This window comes from Paraburkholderia guartelaensis, assembly GCF_004353905.1.
GTDB classification, from domain to species: domain Bacteria; phylum Pseudomonadota; class Gammaproteobacteria; order Burkholderiales; family Burkholderiaceae; genus Paraburkholderia; species Paraburkholderia guartelaensis.
The window spans coordinates 148544-165558 of record NZ_SMOD01000018.1 but is presented as its reverse complement, the minus strand read 5'-3'; the positions used below and the strand labels follow the sequence as shown (position 1 = coordinate 165558).

The window sequence follows — 17015 nt, the reverse complement described above, 5'->3', positions numbered from 1 at the left end:
CCGCTCTTGCCGTTGCGCTGGTTGGTCGCGTTCTCGGGCCGCACGGCGCCGGCCGGATAGCCCAGATGGTGTCCAAGTTCGGCGCCCAGCGCCCGCTCGATCAGCGCCTTCTTGAACGCCGCTGAGGCGGCATGCACCGCTTCGGCCGTCATCGGCCCCTTCACGAACTGGTCGATCAGTTCCTTCGGAATGGACGGCAACGCCGTCAGGGCCTCGGGGGACGTCTTGGGTTTGCGTGGCATACATGCTCCTTGAGCTACATGTTATGCCTTACACACAAAATTTATGACAGGCCCCCTACTTTCTTTGCGGCGGCAATGCCAAAGCGCCAAGAACCACCCCCCTCCGCGATAGCACCAAAAACCACAACAAAGCAAACCCAACCCAAACACCAAAGAAATACATATCAGAATTCGTTAGTTTGTCGCAAATGGAACCCTGACTAGACTGCAGATCCATCTTGTTATGACAAGCCAACCATGTCCCGAACGAATCTGGTGGCGCTATCCCCCCAGCCGCTCTACGTACAGATCAAGGACACGCTCCGAGAGCGCATCCTGAACGGCACCTACGCGCCGCACAGCCAGATGCCCTCCGAACACGAGCTATGCACCCTGTTCGGCGTCAGCCGCATTACCGTGCGCCAGGCGCTAGGCGATCTGCAAAAGGAAGGCCTGGTCTTCAAGCTCCACGGCAAAGGCACGTTCGTCTCCAGGCCCAAGGCATTCCAGAATGTGACCTCGCTGCAAGGCTTCGCGGAAGCGATGTCGTCGATGGGCTATGAGATCGTCAACCAGTTGCGCAGCTTCAAGATCATCAAAGCCGATCGCCACGTCGCGCAACGTCTGAACCTGCCGGAAGGCACGCCGGTCACGGAAATCCACCGTGTGCGCATGCTAAACCGCGAACCGGTTTCGCTGGAACTCACGTGGGTGCCCGAAGCGCTCGGCAAACGGCTCGCCAACGCTGACCTCGCCACGCGCGACATCTTTCTGATTCTGGAGAATGACTGCGGCGTGCCGCTCGGCCATGCCGATGTGTCGATCGACGCGATTCTCGCCGACGACGACATCGCCCGCGCCCTGCGCGTGGAAGACGGCAGCCCCGTGCTGCGCATCGAGCGCCTGACGCACGACGCATCCGGCAATCCCATCGACTACGAATACCTGTATTTCCGCGGCGACGCCTTCCAGTACCGGCTGCGCGTCGACCGCCAGAAAACCCGTGCACGGGGAAGGAAAACGCAATGAATACCGAAGTGCTCGAATACGACATCGTGGTCGTCGGCGGCGGCACGGCCGGCCCAATGGCTGCAATCAAAGCCAAGGAACGCAACCCGGCGCTCAAGGTGTTGCTGCTCGAAAAAGCCAACGTCAAGCGCAGCGGCGCGATCTCAATGGGCATGGACGGCCTCAATAACGCCATCATTCCCGGGCACGCCACGCCCGAGCAATACACTCGCGAGATCACCGTCGCGAACGACGGCATTGTCGACCAGGAAGCCGTGTATGCCTATGCGCGCCACAGCTTCACGACCATCGAGCAGCTCGACCGCTGGGGCGTGAAGTTCGAGAAGGACGGCAACGGCGACTACGCCGTGAAGAAGGTCCATCACATGGGCGCATATGTGCTGCCCATGCCCGAAGGACACGACGTGAAAAAGATCCTCTACCGGCAGCTCAAACGCGCACGCATCGAGATCACGAACCGCATCGTCGCCACGCGGCTCATGACCGACTCGCGGGGCCGCGTAAGCGGCGTGCTCGGCTTCGACTGCCGCACGGCGCAGTTCCACGTGGTGCGCGCGAAAGCCGTCATCCTGTGCTGCGGCGCAGCCGGGCGCCTGGGTCTGCCCTCCTCCGGCTACCTCATGGGGACTTACGAGAACCCGACGAATGCAGGCGACGGCTATGCCATGGCGTACCACGCGGGCGCCGCCCTCGCGAATCTGGAATGCTTTCAAATCAATCCGCTTATTAAGGACTACAACGGACCGGCATGTGCGTATGTCACCGGGCCGCTCGGCGGCTTCACCGCGAACGGCAAGGGCGAGCGCTTCATCGAATGCGACTACTGGAGCGGCCAGATGATGTGGGAGTTCTACCAGGAGCTGCAAAGCGGCAACGGCCCCGTGTTCCTGAAGCTCGACCATCTTGCCGAGGAAACGATTCAGACCATCGAGCAGATCCTGCACACCAACGAGCGCCCGAGCCGGGGCCGGTTCCACGCGGGCCGCGGCACGGACTACCGCCAGCAGATGGTCGAGATGCATATCTCCGAGATCGGCTTTTGCAGCGGGCATAGCGCATCGGGCGTCTACGTGAATTCGCGCGCGGAAACGACCGTGCCCGGCCTGTATGCAGCAGGCGACATGGCGGCCGTGCCCCACAACTACATGCTGGGCGCGTTCACCTACGGCTGGTTCGCGGGCGCCAACGCGGCCGAGTACGTGGAAGGCCGCGAACACGCGAACCTCGATGAGGCACAGATCGCCGCCGAACGCGCACGCATCTATGCGCCGCTGGAGCGCGAAAACGGACTCGCTCCGGCGCAGGTCGAATACAAGCTGCGCCGCATGGTGAACGACTATCTTCAGCCACCCAAGGTCACGCGCAAGATGGAGATCGGCCTGCAGCGCTTCGACGAGATCGCCGAAGACATCGAGTCGATCAAGGCCAACAACGCGCACGAATTGATGCGCGCCGCCGAGGTGCGCGCCATTCGCGACTGCGCGGAAATGGCGGCGCGCGCCTCGCTGTTCCGCACCGAGAGCCGCTGGGGCCTGTATCACCACCGAGTCGATTACCCGCAGCGCAACGACGCCGAATGGTTCTGCCACACGCACCTGCGCAAGGACGCATCCGGCAGGATGACGAGCGAAAAGCGCGCGGTCGAGCCGTACATCGTCCCGCTCGCGCAAGCGGATCGAGGCGCCTACGATCAGCTGCGCATTCGCCCCGACCAGGAAAGCGCGGAACTCGTCACCGAACACTGAGGAATCCGAATATGTCCTATACGCCGCACGAAATCTTCAAGCGCAGCAGTGCGCCGGTCACGATCGACGAGGACCGCTGCATCGCCGACAAAGGCTGCACAGTTTGCGTGGATGTGTGCCCGCTCGACCTGCTCGCAATCGACGTGAGCAAGGGTAAGGCCTATATGCAATTCGACGAATGCTGGTATTGCATGCCCTGCGAACGCGACTGCCCGACCGGCGCAGTCAAGGTCGACATTCCATACCTGTTGCGCTAACCGCTGTCACCCCACGACGGTTCCCGTATTGCTCGCCAAACAGATCATGAAAACACGCCAACGGATACTTCGCCTTCTCGCCGCCCCGCTGCTGTTGAGCGCCGCGATCACCGTACACGCCGAGACGATTCGCGTCGCGATCGGCACCCAGGACGCGACCATCAACTGCGCGACGGGCGGCCTCCTGATCCGCGAATTGCATCTGCTCGACAAGTATCTGCCGCACACCGGCAAATACGCGAACGTCACCTACGACGTGCAATGGAAAGACTTCACTTCCGGCGCGCCGCTCACGAACGAAATGGTGGCCGGCAAACTCGACTTTGGCGCCATGGCGGATTTCCCGGGCTCGCTCAATGGCGCAGCGTTTCAGAAAGCGGGCCGAAAGAGCCTCTTCATCACCGTGCTCGAAGGCAGCACCGATGGCAGCGGCAACGGCATCGTCGTGCCCGTCAACTCGCCGGTACATTCGATCGCCGACCTCAAGGGCAAAACGATCTCGGTACCGTTCGCCTCGACGTCGCACGGCATGCTGCTGCGTGCGATCAAGGCGCAAGGCTGGAACCCGGATACCGACGTGAACATCATCACGCAAGCACCGGAAGTGGCCGGCAGCGCGCTCAAGGCGGCCAAGATCGACGCCCACGCCGACTTCGTGCCGTTCGCCGATCTGTTCCCGTACCGCGGCATCGCCCGCAAGATCTACGACGGCGCGCAAAGCCATGCGCCCACCTTTCACGGCGCGCTCGTCGATGCCGCCTACGCGCAGAAGTACCCCGAAGTGGTGGTCGCGTATCTGCGCGCGGCAATCGAAGCGAATCGCCTGATCGCAGATGATCCGGAAAAGTACAGCCTGCTGATCGAGAAGGTGACGGGCATCGAGGCGCCTGTCGATTATCTCTATCATGGGCCGCTCGGCCTGCAAACGCGCGATCTCACCTGGAAGCCGGAGTACCGCCAGGCCGTGGCGACCGCCATCGACACGCTTAAGCTGCTCAAGAAAACGGATGTCAATCTCGATGCGAACACGTTCATCGACGACCGCTACATCCGCGAGGCGTTCAAGGAGTCGGGGCTCGACTATGACGCCGCGCTGAAGAACTACGCGCGGCAACCGCTCACCACGAACGACGCGCTAACCGGCAAGCCCATTCGCGATTTCCTCGCGGTAACGCAGGTGTGGGTCGCAAACGAGGCACACGTGCGCAACTATGCGAACGCGGCGGAAGGGTTCGCTGCGCTCGCGAAACTCGAACAGTCGGGCAGCAAGGTACGCGCTGTATACGTGCAGGACCATGACAGCGGCCAGAAGCTCTTCGCTTCCGACGCCTGGTACGTGCGCGACGCGCACGGCGGTGTCACCGCCTTCCTGCAGAAAGCGGGCGCCGATGCCTACGCACAGCACACGTCGGGCGCTGTCGTCGACTATGCCGCCGCGAAAACGGGCGCCCAGCAGGCCATCGCTTCGCGCTAACGCGCCGCGTCTTGTCCGCTCGCTCACTTGCCATTTATGAGGAGTCCGCATGTCCTCCACGTTTGACCTCGCAGCCCGGCGACTCCCAGCCGCCCGCGACCCGGCACTAACCGCAGGCGCAGCGCGACGCGCGCCGATGCGCCGCCGCGCCTGGCGAGCCGGCTCGATCGTGCTGTTCGTGGCCGCCTGGCAGTTGGCCGTTCATTTCCGGCTCTCGCTCGGCATTATCACGTTCGCGAATGTCCCCTCGCCCGCCGACGCCATTCCCGCGCTATGGGCGCTGCTCCATTCGCCGAAGCTGCCGATGCATCTCGCCGCGAGCCTGACACGCGTGCTGGCCGGCTTTTGCGCGGCGGCCCTGGTCGGTGTCGGGCTCGGACTCGCGATCGGCCGCTATCGCGCGCTTGAAGATGTGCTGCTGCCGCCGCTCGAGGTGCTGCGGCCAATCCCGGCGGTCGCGTGGATTCCGCTCGCGATCCTGATGTTTCCCTCCTCGGAACTGAGCATGATGTTCATCACGTTCATCGGTGCGCTGTTCCCGATCCTGCTGAACACGATCCACGGCGTGGAAGCCGTCGACCCGCGCCTCGTCGCGACCGCGCGGGGTCTCGGCACCGGCTCGCTGTCGCTCTATACGGAAGTGGTGTTGCCTGGCGCGGCGCCTGCGATCTTCACAGGGCTTTCCATCGGCATGGGCACCGCCTGGTTCTGCCTCGTGACCGCTGAGATGATCGCCGGGCAGTACGGCATCGGCTATTTCACATGGGAGTCCTATACGTTGCAGAACTACGCGGATATCGTCGTCGGCATGGCGCTGATTGGCGTACTCGGCATGGGCAGCAGCCTCCTCGTCAAGCGCATCGGCACCGCGCTGACACCGTGGTACCGACTGCGGGGAGCACGCCAGTGAACACGCCCGCCGCCATCCACCCGGAAGCCCGCGCCAGGGCGCCGGTGTCACACGCGCCGGGGCGGATCGACGTGCGTTCGCTGACCGTGGAGGTCGGGCCACCGCACGCGCGTTTCGCCGCGCTCGACTCACTGAACGTCGATATCGCGCCCGGCGAGTTCGTGTGCGTGCTTGGGCCGTCCGGCTGCGGAAAGTCCACGCTGCTCGGCGCCATTGCGGGACACGTCCCGGCCACGCAGGGCGAAATCGCCGTGGACGGTCTCGCGGTCGAACGCCCGGATCCGGAGCGCGGCCTCGTGTTCCAGCAGCACACGCTGTTCCCCTGGAAGCGTGTGATCGACAACGTGGCCTTCGGCCTGAAGATGAAGGGCGTTGGCGCGAGCGAGCGCTGGCGTGAAGCCGCCGAACTGCTCGCGCTGGTCGGCCTCGCGGGATTCGAGTCGCACTATCCCGCGCAGTTGTCGGGTGGCATGCAGCAGCGCGTTGAAATCGCGCGCGTGCTGATCAACCGCCCGCGCATTCTGCTGATGGACGAGCCCTTCGGCGCACTCGACGCCCAAACGCGCCGCATGATGCAGACACTGTTGCTCGACATCTGGGCGCAGATCCGCACGACCGTCGTGTTCGTCACGCACGACATCGACGAAGCGCTGTTTCTCGGCGACCGCATCCTGATGCTCTCGCAACGCCCCGCACGCCTCATCGCCGATATCGCGGTGCCGCTCGCGCGGCCGCGCAGCGACGAGAGCACGACCGAAGCCGGCTTCATCGACATCAAGCGCCGCTGCCTCGCGTTGCTGCGCGAAGCGGCGTAACCCCGCCAGCGCCCACCAGACAACCGCCCTTTCCCATGACCGTTTCCGTTTCCGCCTTGCCGAACCCGCAGCACCCGAGCGTCGAAGCCAGCGCCCTGCTCGCGCGCCTCGCCGACGCCGATCCCGCCGTGCGCCGCATCTCACTCTTCGAACTCGCCGATCTCGAGGATGAAGCGCTGTTGCCCGCGTTCGTGGCCACGCTGCGCGACGATCCCGCACCAGACGTACGCCGCGAAGCCGCCGCCGTGCTGGCCGCGTGGGAAGACGACGACGTCGTCGAAGCGCTCTGCGCGGCGCTGCTCGACACCGACGAGGACGTGCGCGAAGCCGCGGCGCAGAGTCTTTCGGAATTGAAAGCCCAGTCGTCGGGCCACGTGCTGCGCCGGTGGGCCACGCGGCCCGAGGCGTTCGTGCGCCGTGCGGCCCTGCGCGGCCTGCGAGAACTCCGCTTTGCGGATGCCTTCGAGCCCGCGCTGGAGGCGCTCGCCGACACCGAGGCCGACGTGCGGCTCGAAGCCGTAGCCGTGCTCGGCTGGCTGAAGGAGCCACGTGCGCTGGCGGCGCTCGCCGCGCTCGGCGCCGGCGACGCGCACCCGGAGGTCCGCCGCGCCGCCGTTGGCGCGCTTGGCTTCGCCTCGCCGGGCGATCAGGCCACGCTCGACGCGCTGCTCACGGCGTTGCGCGACGACGCCTGGCAAGTGCGCGAAGAAGCCGCGACGACGCTTGGCAAGCTGCGCGCCGCCACGGCGCTGGCACCACTCGTCGAGGCGCTCGGCGACGCGTACTGGCAGGTCCGGCTGCGCGCGGCCCGCGCGCTCGGACAACTGCGCGACGCGAAAGCGGCCACCGCCGTTGCCAAGCTGCTTGCGCATTCGATCAGCAATTTGCGCAAGGAAGCGGCGCTTGCGCTTGGCGAACTGGGTGCGCGTGAGACATTGCCGGCGCTGCAAAGCGCGCTGCAGGACCGCGATCCCGAGGTACGCAAAGCCGTGCGCATCGCGATCGGCCAGATCGAGGGCGCAGCGCCATGAAAACGCCGCTAGAGGTCCGCAACGACGCCGCCACGCGAGCGCTCATGCTCTGCTGGCCAGCGGGAGAGACACAACGTGTGGACCACGCCCGGCTGCGCGCGGCCTGCCCGTGCGCAGCCTGCCGGCGAGTGCGGCTCGACGGCGCCGCGTCCGAGGCCGTAGCGGACGTGACGCTGATCGCCATCGAGCCGATGGGCTACGGCGTGCAGCTCGCGTTCAGCGACGGCCACGCACGCGGCATCTATCCATGGCCCTACCTCGAGCAACTTGGGCGCGACGAGGCCCGCTAGCTCGCGCTCTGGACCTCGCAGCCACCCATCTCGCTTCAGTCTTCGATTAAAGAACGCTCGCACCGCGCCGATATGCATGCCATGCCGTGCTCGTTTGAGCGGCGCTCCATCCGCTGACAGAGAATCGAAGAAAAGATGCGAAACAGAATAATCCGCCTGCTTGTCGGCACTTCCGTCACATCCGTTGCGCTTTTCTCAGGATGCACCCAGTTCGTGCCGGTCAAGGATATGGCCAACGACAAGCCCGGCTATCTCGCGGCGCACTTTACGGTGGACTCCTTGCCCGCGAGCGTTCGCGAAAAGATGCCGGCAGCGGGCACGCACAAGTTGCCCTTCAAGGTCTTGACGGTGCTCGGTAAGGTAACGGGGCAAGTGGGCACCGTGGGCATCGAGCGCGACTTCAAAACCGTGCTGATCAACGCGCAAGATACGGGCATGGTCCAGCAGGTGTATGAAAGCTCGGCCAACGGCGTGCCCGCCGCCGCAACATTCAGCCTCTCTTACCTCAACATTTACAGCCTGAAAGAGGAAACGGCGAACTACGCACAGACGGCGGCGTTCATCCCCTTCGTCGCGCACGACGTCGACAACAGCGAGTTCGCTTTCAATGCCCCGCAGGAGGATGAAACCTATACCACGACGTTCAAGTTCGGCACGACGGTCCAGATCGTCAACTTCCGGGCGCTCACGTGGAGCTGCCATACAAGCCGCTACTATCCGGCCTCCCAGTTCAACGCCGCGCTCACGGGCAAAGCGATCGACCTCGACTGCGAGCAGACGAAAGACGGCATCGTCCAGAACAAGACGCGTCGAACCTATCTGACTCAATACGGCATCGGCCTGACCCGCTCGGTCGCAACCACATCCGGAAAGCTGGACTGGACGTATAGCGGCTTCGACAAGGACGGGCAACAAACGTTGACGCCTCACGGCCAGGCGGCGATCGAAAAACCGATTTGAGGTCGAGGCCGTGACGAGGTGCACGCGAGCATCGGCGGCTCACTTTCGTCACGAACCTCGCTTGGCCGAAACGAGCAGGTCGGCAATCGCACCCGAGAGCGGCAATCCCGGGTGCTTTTCCAGCCAGAAGAATTCGCCGACCGGGTTGACCTCAAGAAAGCAGTGACGGCCGTCGGGGGTGAGGATGTAATCGGCGGCCCCGTAGTTCATGTCCAGCTCGTAGTCCTCGCACGCAACAACCTGCCGCTCCTCGTCACCTCTGTACTGGCTGGAACGCCGAATATCGATGGGAAAGCGGTTGGTATCGAAGCGGTAAGCCACGCCGCCCTTTTCCGCGACAGCATGCATGACGAGCGGGATACTCTCGTTGTCGTTGCTGTGAGTAATGACCAGCACCACCGGCCGTGGGTGCCGTTCGGACATGGTTGCGCTCCTTTCCTGAAAGCGCGCGGCGGGATTGCACCTTGCCGCGCGCTCGACACCGGCTCAGGCATCGCCGCCTGATAATGCACAGGAATACTAAAGAGGAACCACTTGGCTGTCCGAGGGATACGCCATGGTCGTCACCGGCGGGGTGGGCATACACCACGAAGGCGGCATAGGCCGCCGCCACGTCCTGCAACCGCCGTGCCAGCAGTGCCCGCGCTTCACTGTGGCGCGCGACAGCCTGTCCTGGCGGAGAATTTACGTCTAGTCAGAACCGGAATCGTTAGCTCGAAGCCAACGCGCGGGCGCGCAAAGATGGCCATTCGCCAACAGCAAGGCCGCCAGCGGGGCCAGCAGCAGGCCCAACAGCGGGCTACACTACTGGCGCAGCAGCCGTTGAAACGCCTGCGAGATAATCGAGCAAACCACAGGAGGAGCACACAAATGACGCTTTCGAAGAGAAAATTGGGTCGTACCGGCTGGAATGTGTCCGAAATCGGCTTTGGTGCCTGGGCAATCGGCGGCTCATGGGGCAGCGTTGGCGAAGACGACGCGAAAGCCGCACTGAACGCCGCGCTCGATAACGGCGTCACGTTCATCGATACCGCCGACGTGTACGGCGACGGCCGCTCGGAGCGCATCATCCACGACGTGCTGCGCCAGCGCGGCGGCGAGCGTCCCATCGTGGCCACCAAGCTCGGACGCCGGCTCGACCCGCATGTGACCAGCGGCTATCTGAACAAGCGCGAACTCGAAGGCTTCATCGATAGGAGTCTCACGAACCTGGGTGTCGATACGCTCGACCTCGTGCAACTGCACTGCCCGCCCACGGAGGTCTATTACCACCCCGAGGTGTTCGACGCGATGGACGCGTTTGTCGCCGCCGGCAAAATCCGCTATTACGGCGTTTCGGTCGAAAAGGTGGAGGAAGCACTGAAGGCGATCGAATATCCCAATGTGGTTTCGGTGCAAATCATCTACAACATGTTCCGTCAACGTCCTGCCGAGCTGTTTTTCCGCGAGGCGCTAAGGAAAAACGTAGCGGTCATTGCGCGAGTGCCGCTCGCCAGCGGCATGCTCACCGGCAAGTTGTCCGCGGATTCCGTTTTCGCGGCGGACGACCACCGTGCGTTCAATCGTCATGGCGAAGCATTCGATGTCGGCGAAACGTTCTCGGGCGTGCCGTACGACGTCGCCTTGAAGGCGGTCGATGAACTGCGCGGCCTGGTGCCCGCCGATGCTTCGATGGCGCAACTCGCCCTGCGCTGGATACTGATGGAAGACGCCGTCTCCGTCATCATTCCTGGCAGCAAGAACGCGGCCCAGGCAGCGTCGAATGTCGCGGCGGCGAGCCTTGCACCGCTGTCCGATGTGGCAATGCAACGCGTGCGGGACGTCTATGAACGCCTGATCGCGCCGCACGTTCACCAGCGCTGGTAAAAGCCCCTGCGGTCGACGCCGTTGGAATTCCGCACGCGCTTACTCCGCTTTACCTCGATTGTTCATCTGATCCTGCCAGTCAATTCGCGTCCAGCCGCTTTATCGCGGCGGCGCGGACCCTTAGATTCGTACGCGTCGCCGGCCGATTGCTTCATACCAGTCAGGACGCCGGCTCCATTCGATGCTGCGACTTACGGTAAGGAGAACATGATGAGTAAACTTGCAGGCAAGGTAGCGGTCGTCACGGGCGCGTCGAAAGGCATTGGCGCCGCAATCGCCAAGGGCCTCGCTGCCGAAGGCGCTTCGGTGGTCGTGAACTACGCGAGCAGCAAGGCGGGCGCCGATGCGGTGGTGAACGCCATTACGGCGGCCGGCGGCAAGGCGGTTTCCGTTGGCGGCGACGTGTCGAAGGCGTCCGACGCGCAAGGCATCATCAGCACGGCCGTCGAAACCTACGGTCGCCTCGACATCCTCGTCAACAACTCGGGCGTCTACGAGTTCGCGCCGATCGAAGAGTTCACGGAGGCGCAATATCGCAAGCAGTTCGACACGAACGTGCTCGGCGTGCTGCTCATCACGCAGGCGGCCGTGAAGCATCTTGGCGAGGGTGCGAGCATCATCAACGTGAGTTCTGTCGCGACGACGGTCACGCCGCCGACAACGGCTGTCTATAGCGGCACGAAGGGCGCCGTGGATGCGATCACGGGCGTGCTCGCACGCGAACTGGGACCGCGCAAGATCCGCGTGAATGCGATCAATCCTGGCATGATCGAGACAGAGGGCACACACACGGCCGGCGTCATCGGATCGGATTTCGAAAGCCATACGGTCAGCCAGACGCCGCTCGGCCGCCTGGGCCAGCCGGACGATATCGCCTCGGCCGTCGTGTTCCTCGCATCGGACGACGCCAAGTGGTTGACGGGCGAACATATCGTCGCAAGCGGAGGCCTGCGCTAAGGCGGGTCGGTGAAACTGGCTGGCGCCGATAATCGCGTGCGTGCTAATCTCCGGAGGATTGGCCGTGCCGCCCTCGTGGCGGCACGGCCGGCAACCCTTCAAAAAGAGGAGTTTGGCCAAGCCGTTTCATGCGAGTTTCCGACCTTGTAGACAGCCGTACCTTCCTGCGCAGCCGGCGGCGCTGGCTGTATTTCGGCGTGTTCTGGCTTGGCGCTATCGCGACGGGGCTCGTCGCGGTCTTATACGCGCGGCTCGTCGACTTCGGCTACGCGCTCTTTTTGCAGATGACTGCCCACAGCCGGTGGCTGCCGCTTGTCATCACACCGGCCATCGGCGCATTCTGCGTCTGGGCCACGCGCCGCTGGTTTCCGGGTTCGGAGGGCAGCGGCATCCCGCAGGTCATCGCAACGCTGCACGACGTGCGTAAATTCGGCCCGCGCCTGCTCACGCTGCGCATCCTGATCGGCAAAATCGCCCTGTCGTTCCTCGCAATCGTCGGCGGATTCACGATTGGCCGCGAAGGGCCGACGATCCACGTGGGCGCCGCGCTGATGTACACCCTCCGGCGTTTCTACCCGGCGCGGCTACGCAGCATGTACGGTGTCGGCCTCGAATACAAGCTCGCGCTCGCGGGCGCCGCCGCGGGCCTTTCTGCCGCGTTCAATGCGCCGCTCGCAGGCGTGGTCTTCGCTATCGAGGAACTCACGCGTAGCTTCGAGGCGCGAACGAGCGGCGTGATCATCACGGCGATCATCTTTTCGGGCGTCGTCTCACTCGCGCTGCAAGGCAACTATGTGTATTTCGGCACGATCGCCATCGGCAGCCATTTGCCCGATCTGCTCGCGGTGGCCGTCATTCTCGTTGGCGTGATCACTGGCCTCGCGGGCGGCGTGTTCTGCTGGCTGCTGCTCAACACCGAACGATGGATGCCCGCCCGGTTGTTCGTTCTCCGAAGGGAACGGCCCGTGGTGTTCGGCGCGCTGTGCGGTTTGTTCATCGCCGTGATCGGCGTGGCGAGTGGAGGCAATCTGTTCGGCAGCGGCTATGCGGAAGCGCGCGGCATGCTCGAAGGCCATTCGCAGCTCGGCGTCGCTTATCCCGTGCTGAAAATGGCCTCGATGGTGGGCTCGTATCTGCCGGGCACGCCGGGCGGCCTCTTTGCGCCGTCGCTGGCGATCGGCGCGGGCATCGGCAACGTGCTGCACATGGTGTTCGGGCAGATGCAGCTGCCGATGCTGATCGCGCTCGGCATGGTCGGCTATCTGGCCGCCGTCACGCAAAGCCCGATCACGGCATTCGTCATCGTCATCGAAATGATCGACGGGCACGCGCTCGTGATCTCGTTGATGGCAACGGCGCTCGTGTCGAGCCAGGTTTCCAGGCTATTCGCGCCGCCGCTGTACGAAGCCCTGGCGCAACGCTTCCTGAAGCATTGACGCGCGCTACCGCGCGTTGCCCCACACGCGCCACTACCAGCGCAGCAGCCGCGGCCCCAGCCACGCGCCAATGCCGGCGGGCAGCAGCATGCCGATCACATACCAGACGCTCCAGAACGCCGGGCTCATCTCCGGGCAATGGAGGCAATACGCAATGGTCGCGAGCGAGCTCGCAAAGAGGCCGGCTGCCGCGCCCGCCGCGCGCAGGCGGGTGGGCGCGAGACCGCGCACAGCCCAGAAGACGGCCACAAACGTGGGCACTGAAAGCAGCACGATATTGAACGGGCACGTGCGCCATGTAAGGCCCATCACGAGCGGCATGCGCTGCGCGGGCGCCGCGTCGCCCAGCGCGATCCATGCGCCCGCCAGCACCGCGACGAACGGCAGCGCCACCAGCGCCCACGCATAGCCGCCGCGCCGGCCCGGCCGCCCGAGGCGGCTGACCGCGAGCGCGGCAGCTGCCGCGACGCACAACGGGAACGCGAGTTTCGCCCAGAAGATCGGCGTGTGCATGACACTCATGAGATCGTGCCGTACGCCGAACACCACGCTCATCAGCACGACCGAGCCCGCAAAACCGAGCGCCAGCGCCCGCGTGAAGCGGCGCAGCACAGCTTTGTGGTCCACGCGAGCATCGCCGGCGGCGAGCAGGTCGATCAGATCGTTGGTTTTCATCGCGCTCCCCTGATGCGCGCGGCAAGCGCCTTCAAACCACGATGAATACCCACCTTGACCGCCGATTCGGAGAGTCCGGTGAGCTTCGCCGCCTCCACGACCGAAAGGCCTTCGAGCTTCACGTGGAGAATAGGCAGGCGCTGCTTGTCGGGCAACTGTTCAAGCAGCTTGCCTATATCGCGGCGCGCCTGCGCCGGTTCGTCGTCGGGCTCGGCGAAGAGATCGGTGTGATCGTCGATCGGATCGTTGAGCATGTCGCGGCGTGCGCGCGAGCGGAAAAAGTCCATCAGCTTGTAGCGGGCAATCGCGTGCACCCAGGCCGTGAGCGGTTCGTCGGGGCGCCATGTGTGGCGAGCGTTGTGGACCGCAAGCAGGATCTCCTGCACGAGGTCTTCGACATCGTCGCGCAACTGCGGAATGCGCCGGCGCAGATAGCCGCGCAGATGGCGCGTGAGCTCCTCGAGGAAGTTGCGATACGCTTGCGCGTCGCCTTCCAGGCCGCTGACGAAAAGCGCTTTGAGACGGGTTTCCGCGGAGTGCAAAGGTCGTCCTGGATGGTCGCGACGATACGTTGGCGGGCTTGTGGGTATGGCGCTCGCCCGGTCTTGCGAAGGCGAACTTTCAAAATGATTACGAGCGCCGCCGCACTCGCGCCCGTTCGCGTGAGCGTAGCCGAACGCCTCGTGCGCCGCAACGGCATGCGCACCGCCGGCGCTCGCGCCGGGCGTCGCCCCTTCCCCCATCGTCGCCCATGTGCTAGTCAAACCCACCGTCTGCCTCTTTCGCGTAGCGCGAGCGCATGCGCCCGTTGAGGGTAGTTCGTTCGCAATGCCAGTTGGGTTACAGCAAAAGCAGTTTATTTTTTAGCCGCCCCCGGTCTCGCGAATTTATTCGCGACGCGCTGTAACCGGCGTGCGCACCACAGCGAATTCACTGTCAACTCTGCGCCAACGAGGAATCGCCATGCACACGTCGATCGGTGAATCGCCCGCACTTGAAGCCCGCACGCGCCGTCCACACGCAATCCAGCCGCTCTGGCTGCGCGTCACGCATTGGCTCAACGCGCTCGCGGCGCTCGTCATGATGTTCTCCGGCTGGCGCATTTACGACGCGTCTCCTGTGTTCGCAGGTTTCGTCATTCCCACCTCGATCACGCTCGGCGGCTGGCTCGGCGGCGCACTGCAATGGCATTTCGCAGCAATGTGGCTGCTGTTTTTCAATGGTCTCTTCTATCTCGCCATGAATCTCGCCACAGGCCGCTGGCGCACGAAGTTCTTCCCGCTGAGCCCGCGCGCCGTGCTGCACGATCTGCGCGCCGCACTCACGGGCCGGCTTTCTCACGCCGACCTGAGCCAGTACAACGCCGTGCAGAAACTCGCCTATCTCGTTGCGATCGCCGTTCTCGTCGTCCTCGTGCTTTCGGGCCTCGCGATCTGGAAGTCGGTGCAGTTTCCGCTGCTGCGCGAGTTGATGGGCGGATACGACCGCGCACGCGTGGTGCACTTTTGCGCGATGTCCGTGCTCGCGGCGTTCGTGCTCGTTCACGTGACGATGGTCGCGCTCGTGCCGCGCTCGCTGCTCACCATGCTTCGCGGTCGCTGAACACGCCGCCCGATCCTGTTTGAGTCACCGTCCTTCGATATCGATAAGGATTCCAGATGAAACCGACCGACCGCAAGATCATCGCAATCGACCGCGCAGCGATTCTTGCCGACGCACGGCGCGAACTCGACATGCCGTCACGGCGCCTGTTCGGCAAGCGCATGCTCACGCTCGGCGGTCTTTCGCTGCTGACCGACTGCACGATAACCGACGACGCCTCGGTCAACACATTCCTTACCGCCGTTTCGCGGCTCAACGATCGCGTGCAGGCGTGGCTGTTCGACCCAACCCGACTCGCGCCCACCTACACCGAGGCACAGATCACGCGGCCCTTCCCCTTCAACGCGTTCTATAGCGAAAGCGAGGCGCCGGTGGTCGATGGCGGTGACTATCGGCTCAGGCTCAGCGGACTCGTCAAGGGCCAGCGCGTCTGGACGCTGCCCGAGTTGTACGCGCTGCCGCACGCCGAGCAGATCACGCGGCATATCTGCGTCGAAGGCTGGAGCGCGATAGGCCGTTGGGGCGGCACGCCGTTCGCGCATTTCCTGCGCCGCGTCGACGCGGATCTCACCGCGAAATACGTGGGCTTTCGCTGCGCCGATAACTACTACGAAAGCATCGACATGGCGACGGCGCTGCATCCGCAAACCTTGCTCGCTTTCGATTACGACGGCCAGCGCCTGCCCGCGAAATACGGCTACCCGATGAAGCTGCGTATGCCGACGAAGCTCGGCTACAAGAACCCCAAGCACATCGTCGAAATTTTCGTCACGAATACCTATCCAGGCGGCTACTGGGTCGACCAGGGCTACAACTGGTTCGGCGGTTCGTGACGTCTTCCTGCCGCCGCCTGATACGCCACTTCATGCGACGGCTCCGTTTCACTTCCGCCCGCAAAAGGGGCAACGTTTTTTCCACCCAGTAAGGAGCAGTGCAAATGAACACGATCCGATTCGCAGCCATCGCCATTTCGGCCGCCCTGTTGAGCATGAGCGCAGGCACTGCATTCGCACAGGCAAGCGGCGCGATGTCAAACGACGCCATGTCGAAGGACTCGATGCAGAAGGACACCATGGGCAAAGGCGCCATGTCGCACGATACGATGAGCAAAGGCGGCGCGATGAGCCATGATCAGATGAACAAGCCGATGAAGCCCGACGCCATGGGCATGGATCATCCGGCATCGGGCGCCATGGCGCATTGAGCCAGCGTAACGCGCTCCCGGCGTGGCCTGCGCCAGGAGCGCATCGCGAGCGCATCGCCACCGTGCGCTCGCGATGTATGATCTCCGAGGGGCCACACGCCCTGCGCCGGGAGTACGTAATGGGAAGCGATTGGCAACGCCGCTTGAAATTGTTTATTCAGCGCTTCTGGCAGCCGACCAGTGCGTGCATGACCTGCATGCCGGGAAGCTGGGGCAACATAATGAGCCTGGCCCATTGGACCATCGCGTTCAAGACGGGACTGTTCACCGGCGCGCTGGCGGTACTGCTCACCTTCACGCCGGCGTCGAAGTGGTACGCGAATCGCTATGGCAACGCGCTGCTGGTCGGCTGCCTGACCGTCATAGGCGATGCCTACGCTCACACGAGTCACTATCGCATTCATGTTCTCGAACACATTGCGACGGGAATCGTGTCCGGCCTGATCGCGCTCGCAGCGTCGTATCTGCTCGAAGGCCCCGCGCGCCGTCTACGAACGCTATGGACGCGCCGGATCGGGTAATTCACGAGGCGAAGCGAGTTTC

Annotated in this window: 19 protein-coding genes and 1 pseudogene; 16 read left to right on the top strand and 4 right to left on the bottom strand. The window is 63.9% G+C overall.

The features are described from left to right. A pseudogene (locus E1N52_RS23595) lies at window positions 1-242 on the bottom strand (IS256 family transposase); the annotation flags it as partial. A 237-nt stretch (window positions 243-479) separates the two neighbouring features. Here E1N52_RS23595 and E1N52_RS23590 point away from each other — a divergent pair. The 9 genes from E1N52_RS23590 to E1N52_RS23550 all read left to right on the top strand — a co-directional run bounded on the left by E1N52_RS23590 (window position 480) and on the right by E1N52_RS23550 (window position 8732). Then, on the top strand, window positions 480-1250 hold the full coding sequence (locus tag E1N52_RS23590; RefSeq protein ID WP_133185139.1) for a GntR family transcriptional regulator: 771 nt from the start codon (window positions 480-482) through the stop codon (window positions 1248-1250). Continuing rightward, window positions 1247-2995: a fumarate reductase/succinate dehydrogenase flavoprotein subunit gene (locus tag E1N52_RS23585; RefSeq protein WP_133185138.1), complete on the top strand. Its 1749-nt coding sequence runs from the start codon at window positions 1247-1249 to the stop codon at window positions 2993-2995. The genes E1N52_RS23590 and E1N52_RS23585 overlap by 4 nt, the downstream gene beginning before the upstream one ends. Before the next feature lie 11 nt (window positions 2996-3006). Beyond that, on the top strand, window positions 3007-3252 hold the full coding sequence (locus E1N52_RS23580; protein WP_133185137.1) for a 4Fe-4S dicluster domain-containing protein: 246 nt from the start codon (window positions 3007-3009) through the stop codon (window positions 3250-3252). Window positions 3253-3298: 46 nt separating this feature from the next. Then, window positions 3299-4726: an ABC transporter substrate-binding protein gene (locus tag E1N52_RS23575; RefSeq protein WP_133185136.1), complete on the top strand. Its 1428-nt coding sequence runs from the start codon at window positions 3299-3301 to the stop codon at window positions 4724-4726. Window positions 4727-4775: 49 nt separating this feature from the next. Then, window positions 4776-5636 (top strand): ABC transporter permease, encoded by an 861-nt coding sequence (locus tag E1N52_RS23570; RefSeq protein WP_133185135.1) that lies wholly within the window; start codon window positions 4776-4778, stop codon window positions 5634-5636. A 44-nt stretch (window positions 5637-5680) separates the two neighbouring features. After that, window positions 5681-6451 (top strand): ABC transporter ATP-binding protein, encoded by a 771-nt coding sequence (locus E1N52_RS23565; RefSeq protein WP_133185152.1) that lies wholly within the window; start codon window positions 5681-5683, stop codon window positions 6449-6451. A gap of 35 nt (window positions 6452-6486) precedes the next feature. Then, on the top strand, window positions 6487-7482 hold the full coding sequence (locus tag E1N52_RS23560; RefSeq protein WP_133185134.1) for a HEAT repeat domain-containing protein: 996 nt from the start codon (window positions 6487-6489) through the stop codon (window positions 7480-7482). Then, window positions 7479-7772 carry a DUF971 domain-containing protein gene (locus E1N52_RS23555; RefSeq protein WP_133185133.1) on the top strand — a complete coding sequence of 98 codons (294 nt, stop codon included), beginning with the start codon at window positions 7479-7481 and terminating at the stop codon, window positions 7770-7772. The genes E1N52_RS23560 and E1N52_RS23555 overlap by 4 nt, the downstream gene beginning before the upstream one ends. Window positions 7773-7907: 135 nt before the next feature. Continuing rightward, the gene (locus tag E1N52_RS23550) at window positions 7908-8732 is read left to right on the top strand and encodes a hypothetical protein (RefSeq protein WP_133185132.1); all 825 of its coding nucleotides are present in this window, start codon (window positions 7908-7910) and stop codon (window positions 8730-8732) included. Between the two features lie 48 nt (window positions 8733-8780). Here E1N52_RS23550 and E1N52_RS44590 read toward each other — a convergent pair whose 3' ends face one another. Continuing rightward, window positions 8781-9155, bottom strand: a complete 375-nt coding sequence (locus E1N52_RS44590) for an MvdC/MvdD family ATP grasp protein (RefSeq protein ID WP_205965659.1) — start codon at window positions 9153-9155, stop codon at window positions 8781-8783. Between the two features lie 447 nt (window positions 9156-9602). On the opposite strand from E1N52_RS44590, the gene E1N52_RS23540 reads away from it, so the two are divergent. The 3 genes from E1N52_RS23540 to E1N52_RS23530 all read left to right on the top strand — a co-directional run bounded on the left by E1N52_RS23540 (window position 9603) and on the right by E1N52_RS23530 (window position 12991). Further along, the gene (locus E1N52_RS23540; RefSeq protein WP_133185151.1) at window positions 9603-10598 is read left to right on the top strand and encodes an aldo/keto reductase; all 996 of its coding nucleotides are present in this window, start codon (window positions 9603-9605) and stop codon (window positions 10596-10598) included. A 210-nt stretch (window positions 10599-10808) separates the two neighbouring features. Next, window positions 10809-11555 carry a glucose 1-dehydrogenase gene (locus tag E1N52_RS23535; protein ID WP_133185131.1) on the top strand — a complete coding sequence of 249 codons (747 nt, stop codon included), beginning with the start codon at window positions 10809-10811 and terminating at the stop codon, window positions 11553-11555. A gap of 128 nt (window positions 11556-11683) precedes the next feature. Next, window positions 11684-12991, top strand: a complete 1308-nt coding sequence (locus E1N52_RS23530) for a chloride channel protein (RefSeq protein ID WP_133185130.1) — start codon at window positions 11684-11686, stop codon at window positions 12989-12991. A 33-nt stretch (window positions 12992-13024) separates the two neighbouring features. On the opposite strand, the gene E1N52_RS23525 is transcribed toward E1N52_RS23530, so the two are convergent. Beyond that, window positions 13025-13666 (bottom strand): DUF1109 domain-containing protein, encoded by a 642-nt coding sequence (locus tag E1N52_RS23525; RefSeq protein ID WP_133185129.1) that lies wholly within the window; start codon window positions 13664-13666, stop codon window positions 13025-13027. Then, window positions 13663-14208 carry a sigma-70 family RNA polymerase sigma factor gene (locus E1N52_RS23520; RefSeq protein WP_133185128.1) on the bottom strand — a complete coding sequence of 182 codons (546 nt, stop codon included), beginning with the start codon at window positions 14206-14208 and terminating at the stop codon, window positions 13663-13665. The genes E1N52_RS23525 and E1N52_RS23520 overlap by 4 nt, the downstream gene beginning before the upstream one ends. A 421-nt stretch (window positions 14209-14629) precedes the next feature. Between E1N52_RS23520 and E1N52_RS23515 the strand changes: the two genes are divergently transcribed. The 4 genes from E1N52_RS23515 to E1N52_RS23500 all read left to right on the top strand — a co-directional run bounded on the left by E1N52_RS23515 (window position 14630) and on the right by E1N52_RS23500 (window position 16993). Then, window positions 14630-15268, top strand: coding sequence for a cytochrome b/b6 domain-containing protein (locus tag E1N52_RS23515; protein WP_133185127.1), 639 nt, complete (start codon window positions 14630-14632; stop codon window positions 15266-15268). 56 nt (window positions 15269-15324) lie between these two features. Continuing rightward, entirely contained in the window at window positions 15325-16101 is a 777-nt protein-coding gene (locus E1N52_RS23510; protein ID WP_133185126.1) for a molybdopterin-dependent oxidoreductase, read from the top strand. A 104-nt stretch (window positions 16102-16205) separates the two neighbouring features. After that, complete coding sequence (locus tag E1N52_RS23505) at window positions 16206-16472, top strand: pentapeptide MXKDX repeat protein (protein WP_133185125.1); 267 nt, start codon at window positions 16206-16208, stop codon at window positions 16470-16472. A gap of 119 nt (window positions 16473-16591) precedes the next feature. Then, window positions 16592-16993: a hypothetical protein gene (locus tag E1N52_RS23500; protein WP_133185124.1), complete on the top strand. Its 402-nt coding sequence runs from the start codon at window positions 16592-16594 to the stop codon at window positions 16991-16993. Window positions 16994-17015 lie beyond the last annotated feature (22 nt).

Bases quoted from the DNA above. Each gene is read 5' to 3' on its own strand.
- E1N52_RS23590 (WP_133185139.1), top strand. From the start codon at position 480: ATGTCCCGAACGAATCTGGTGGCGCTATCCCCCCAGCCGCTCTACGTA.
- E1N52_RS23585 (WP_133185138.1), top strand. From the start codon at position 1,247: ATGAATACCGAAGTGCTCGAATACGACATCGTGGTCGTCGGCGGCGGC.
- E1N52_RS23580 (WP_133185137.1), top strand. From the start codon at position 3,007: ATGTCCTATACGCCGCACGAAATCTTCAAGCGCAGCAGTGCGCCGGTC.
- E1N52_RS23575 (WP_133185136.1), top strand. From the start codon at position 3,299: ATGAAAACACGCCAACGGATACTTCGCCTTCTCGCCGCCCCGCTGCTG.
- E1N52_RS23570 (WP_133185135.1), top strand. From the start codon at position 4,776: ATGTCCTCCACGTTTGACCTCGCAGCCCGGCGACTCCCAGCCGCCCGC.
- E1N52_RS23560 (WP_133185134.1), top strand. From the start codon at position 6,487: ATGACCGTTTCCGTTTCCGCCTTGCCGAACCCGCAGCACCCGAGCGTC.
- E1N52_RS23555 (WP_133185133.1), top strand. From the start codon at position 7,479: ATGAAAACGCCGCTAGAGGTCCGCAACGACGCCGCCACGCGAGCGCTC.
- E1N52_RS23550 (WP_133185132.1), top strand. From the start codon at position 7,908: ATGCGAAACAGAATAATCCGCCTGCTTGTCGGCACTTCCGTCACATCC.
- E1N52_RS44590 (WP_205965659.1), bottom strand. From the start codon at position 9,155: ATGTCCGAACGGCACCCACGGCCGGTGGTGCTGGTCATTACTCACAGC.
- E1N52_RS23540 (WP_133185151.1), top strand. From the start codon at position 9,603: ATGACGCTTTCGAAGAGAAAATTGGGTCGTACCGGCTGGAATGTGTCC.
- E1N52_RS23535 (WP_133185131.1), top strand. From the start codon at position 10,809: ATGAGTAAACTTGCAGGCAAGGTAGCGGTCGTCACGGGCGCGTCGAAA.
- E1N52_RS23530 (WP_133185130.1), top strand. From the start codon at position 11,684: ATGCGAGTTTCCGACCTTGTAGACAGCCGTACCTTCCTGCGCAGCCGG.
- E1N52_RS23525 (WP_133185129.1), bottom strand. From the start codon at position 13,666: ATGAAAACCAACGATCTGATCGACCTGCTCGCCGCCGGCGATGCTCGC.
- E1N52_RS23515 (WP_133185127.1), top strand. From the start codon at position 14,630: ATGCACACGTCGATCGGTGAATCGCCCGCACTTGAAGCCCGCACGCGC.
- E1N52_RS23510 (WP_133185126.1), top strand. From the start codon at position 15,325: ATGAAACCGACCGACCGCAAGATCATCGCAATCGACCGCGCAGCGATT.
- E1N52_RS23505 (WP_133185125.1), top strand. From the start codon at position 16,206: ATGAACACGATCCGATTCGCAGCCATCGCCATTTCGGCCGCCCTGTTG.
- E1N52_RS23500 (WP_133185124.1), top strand. From the start codon at position 16,592: ATGGGAAGCGATTGGCAACGCCGCTTGAAATTGTTTATTCAGCGCTTC.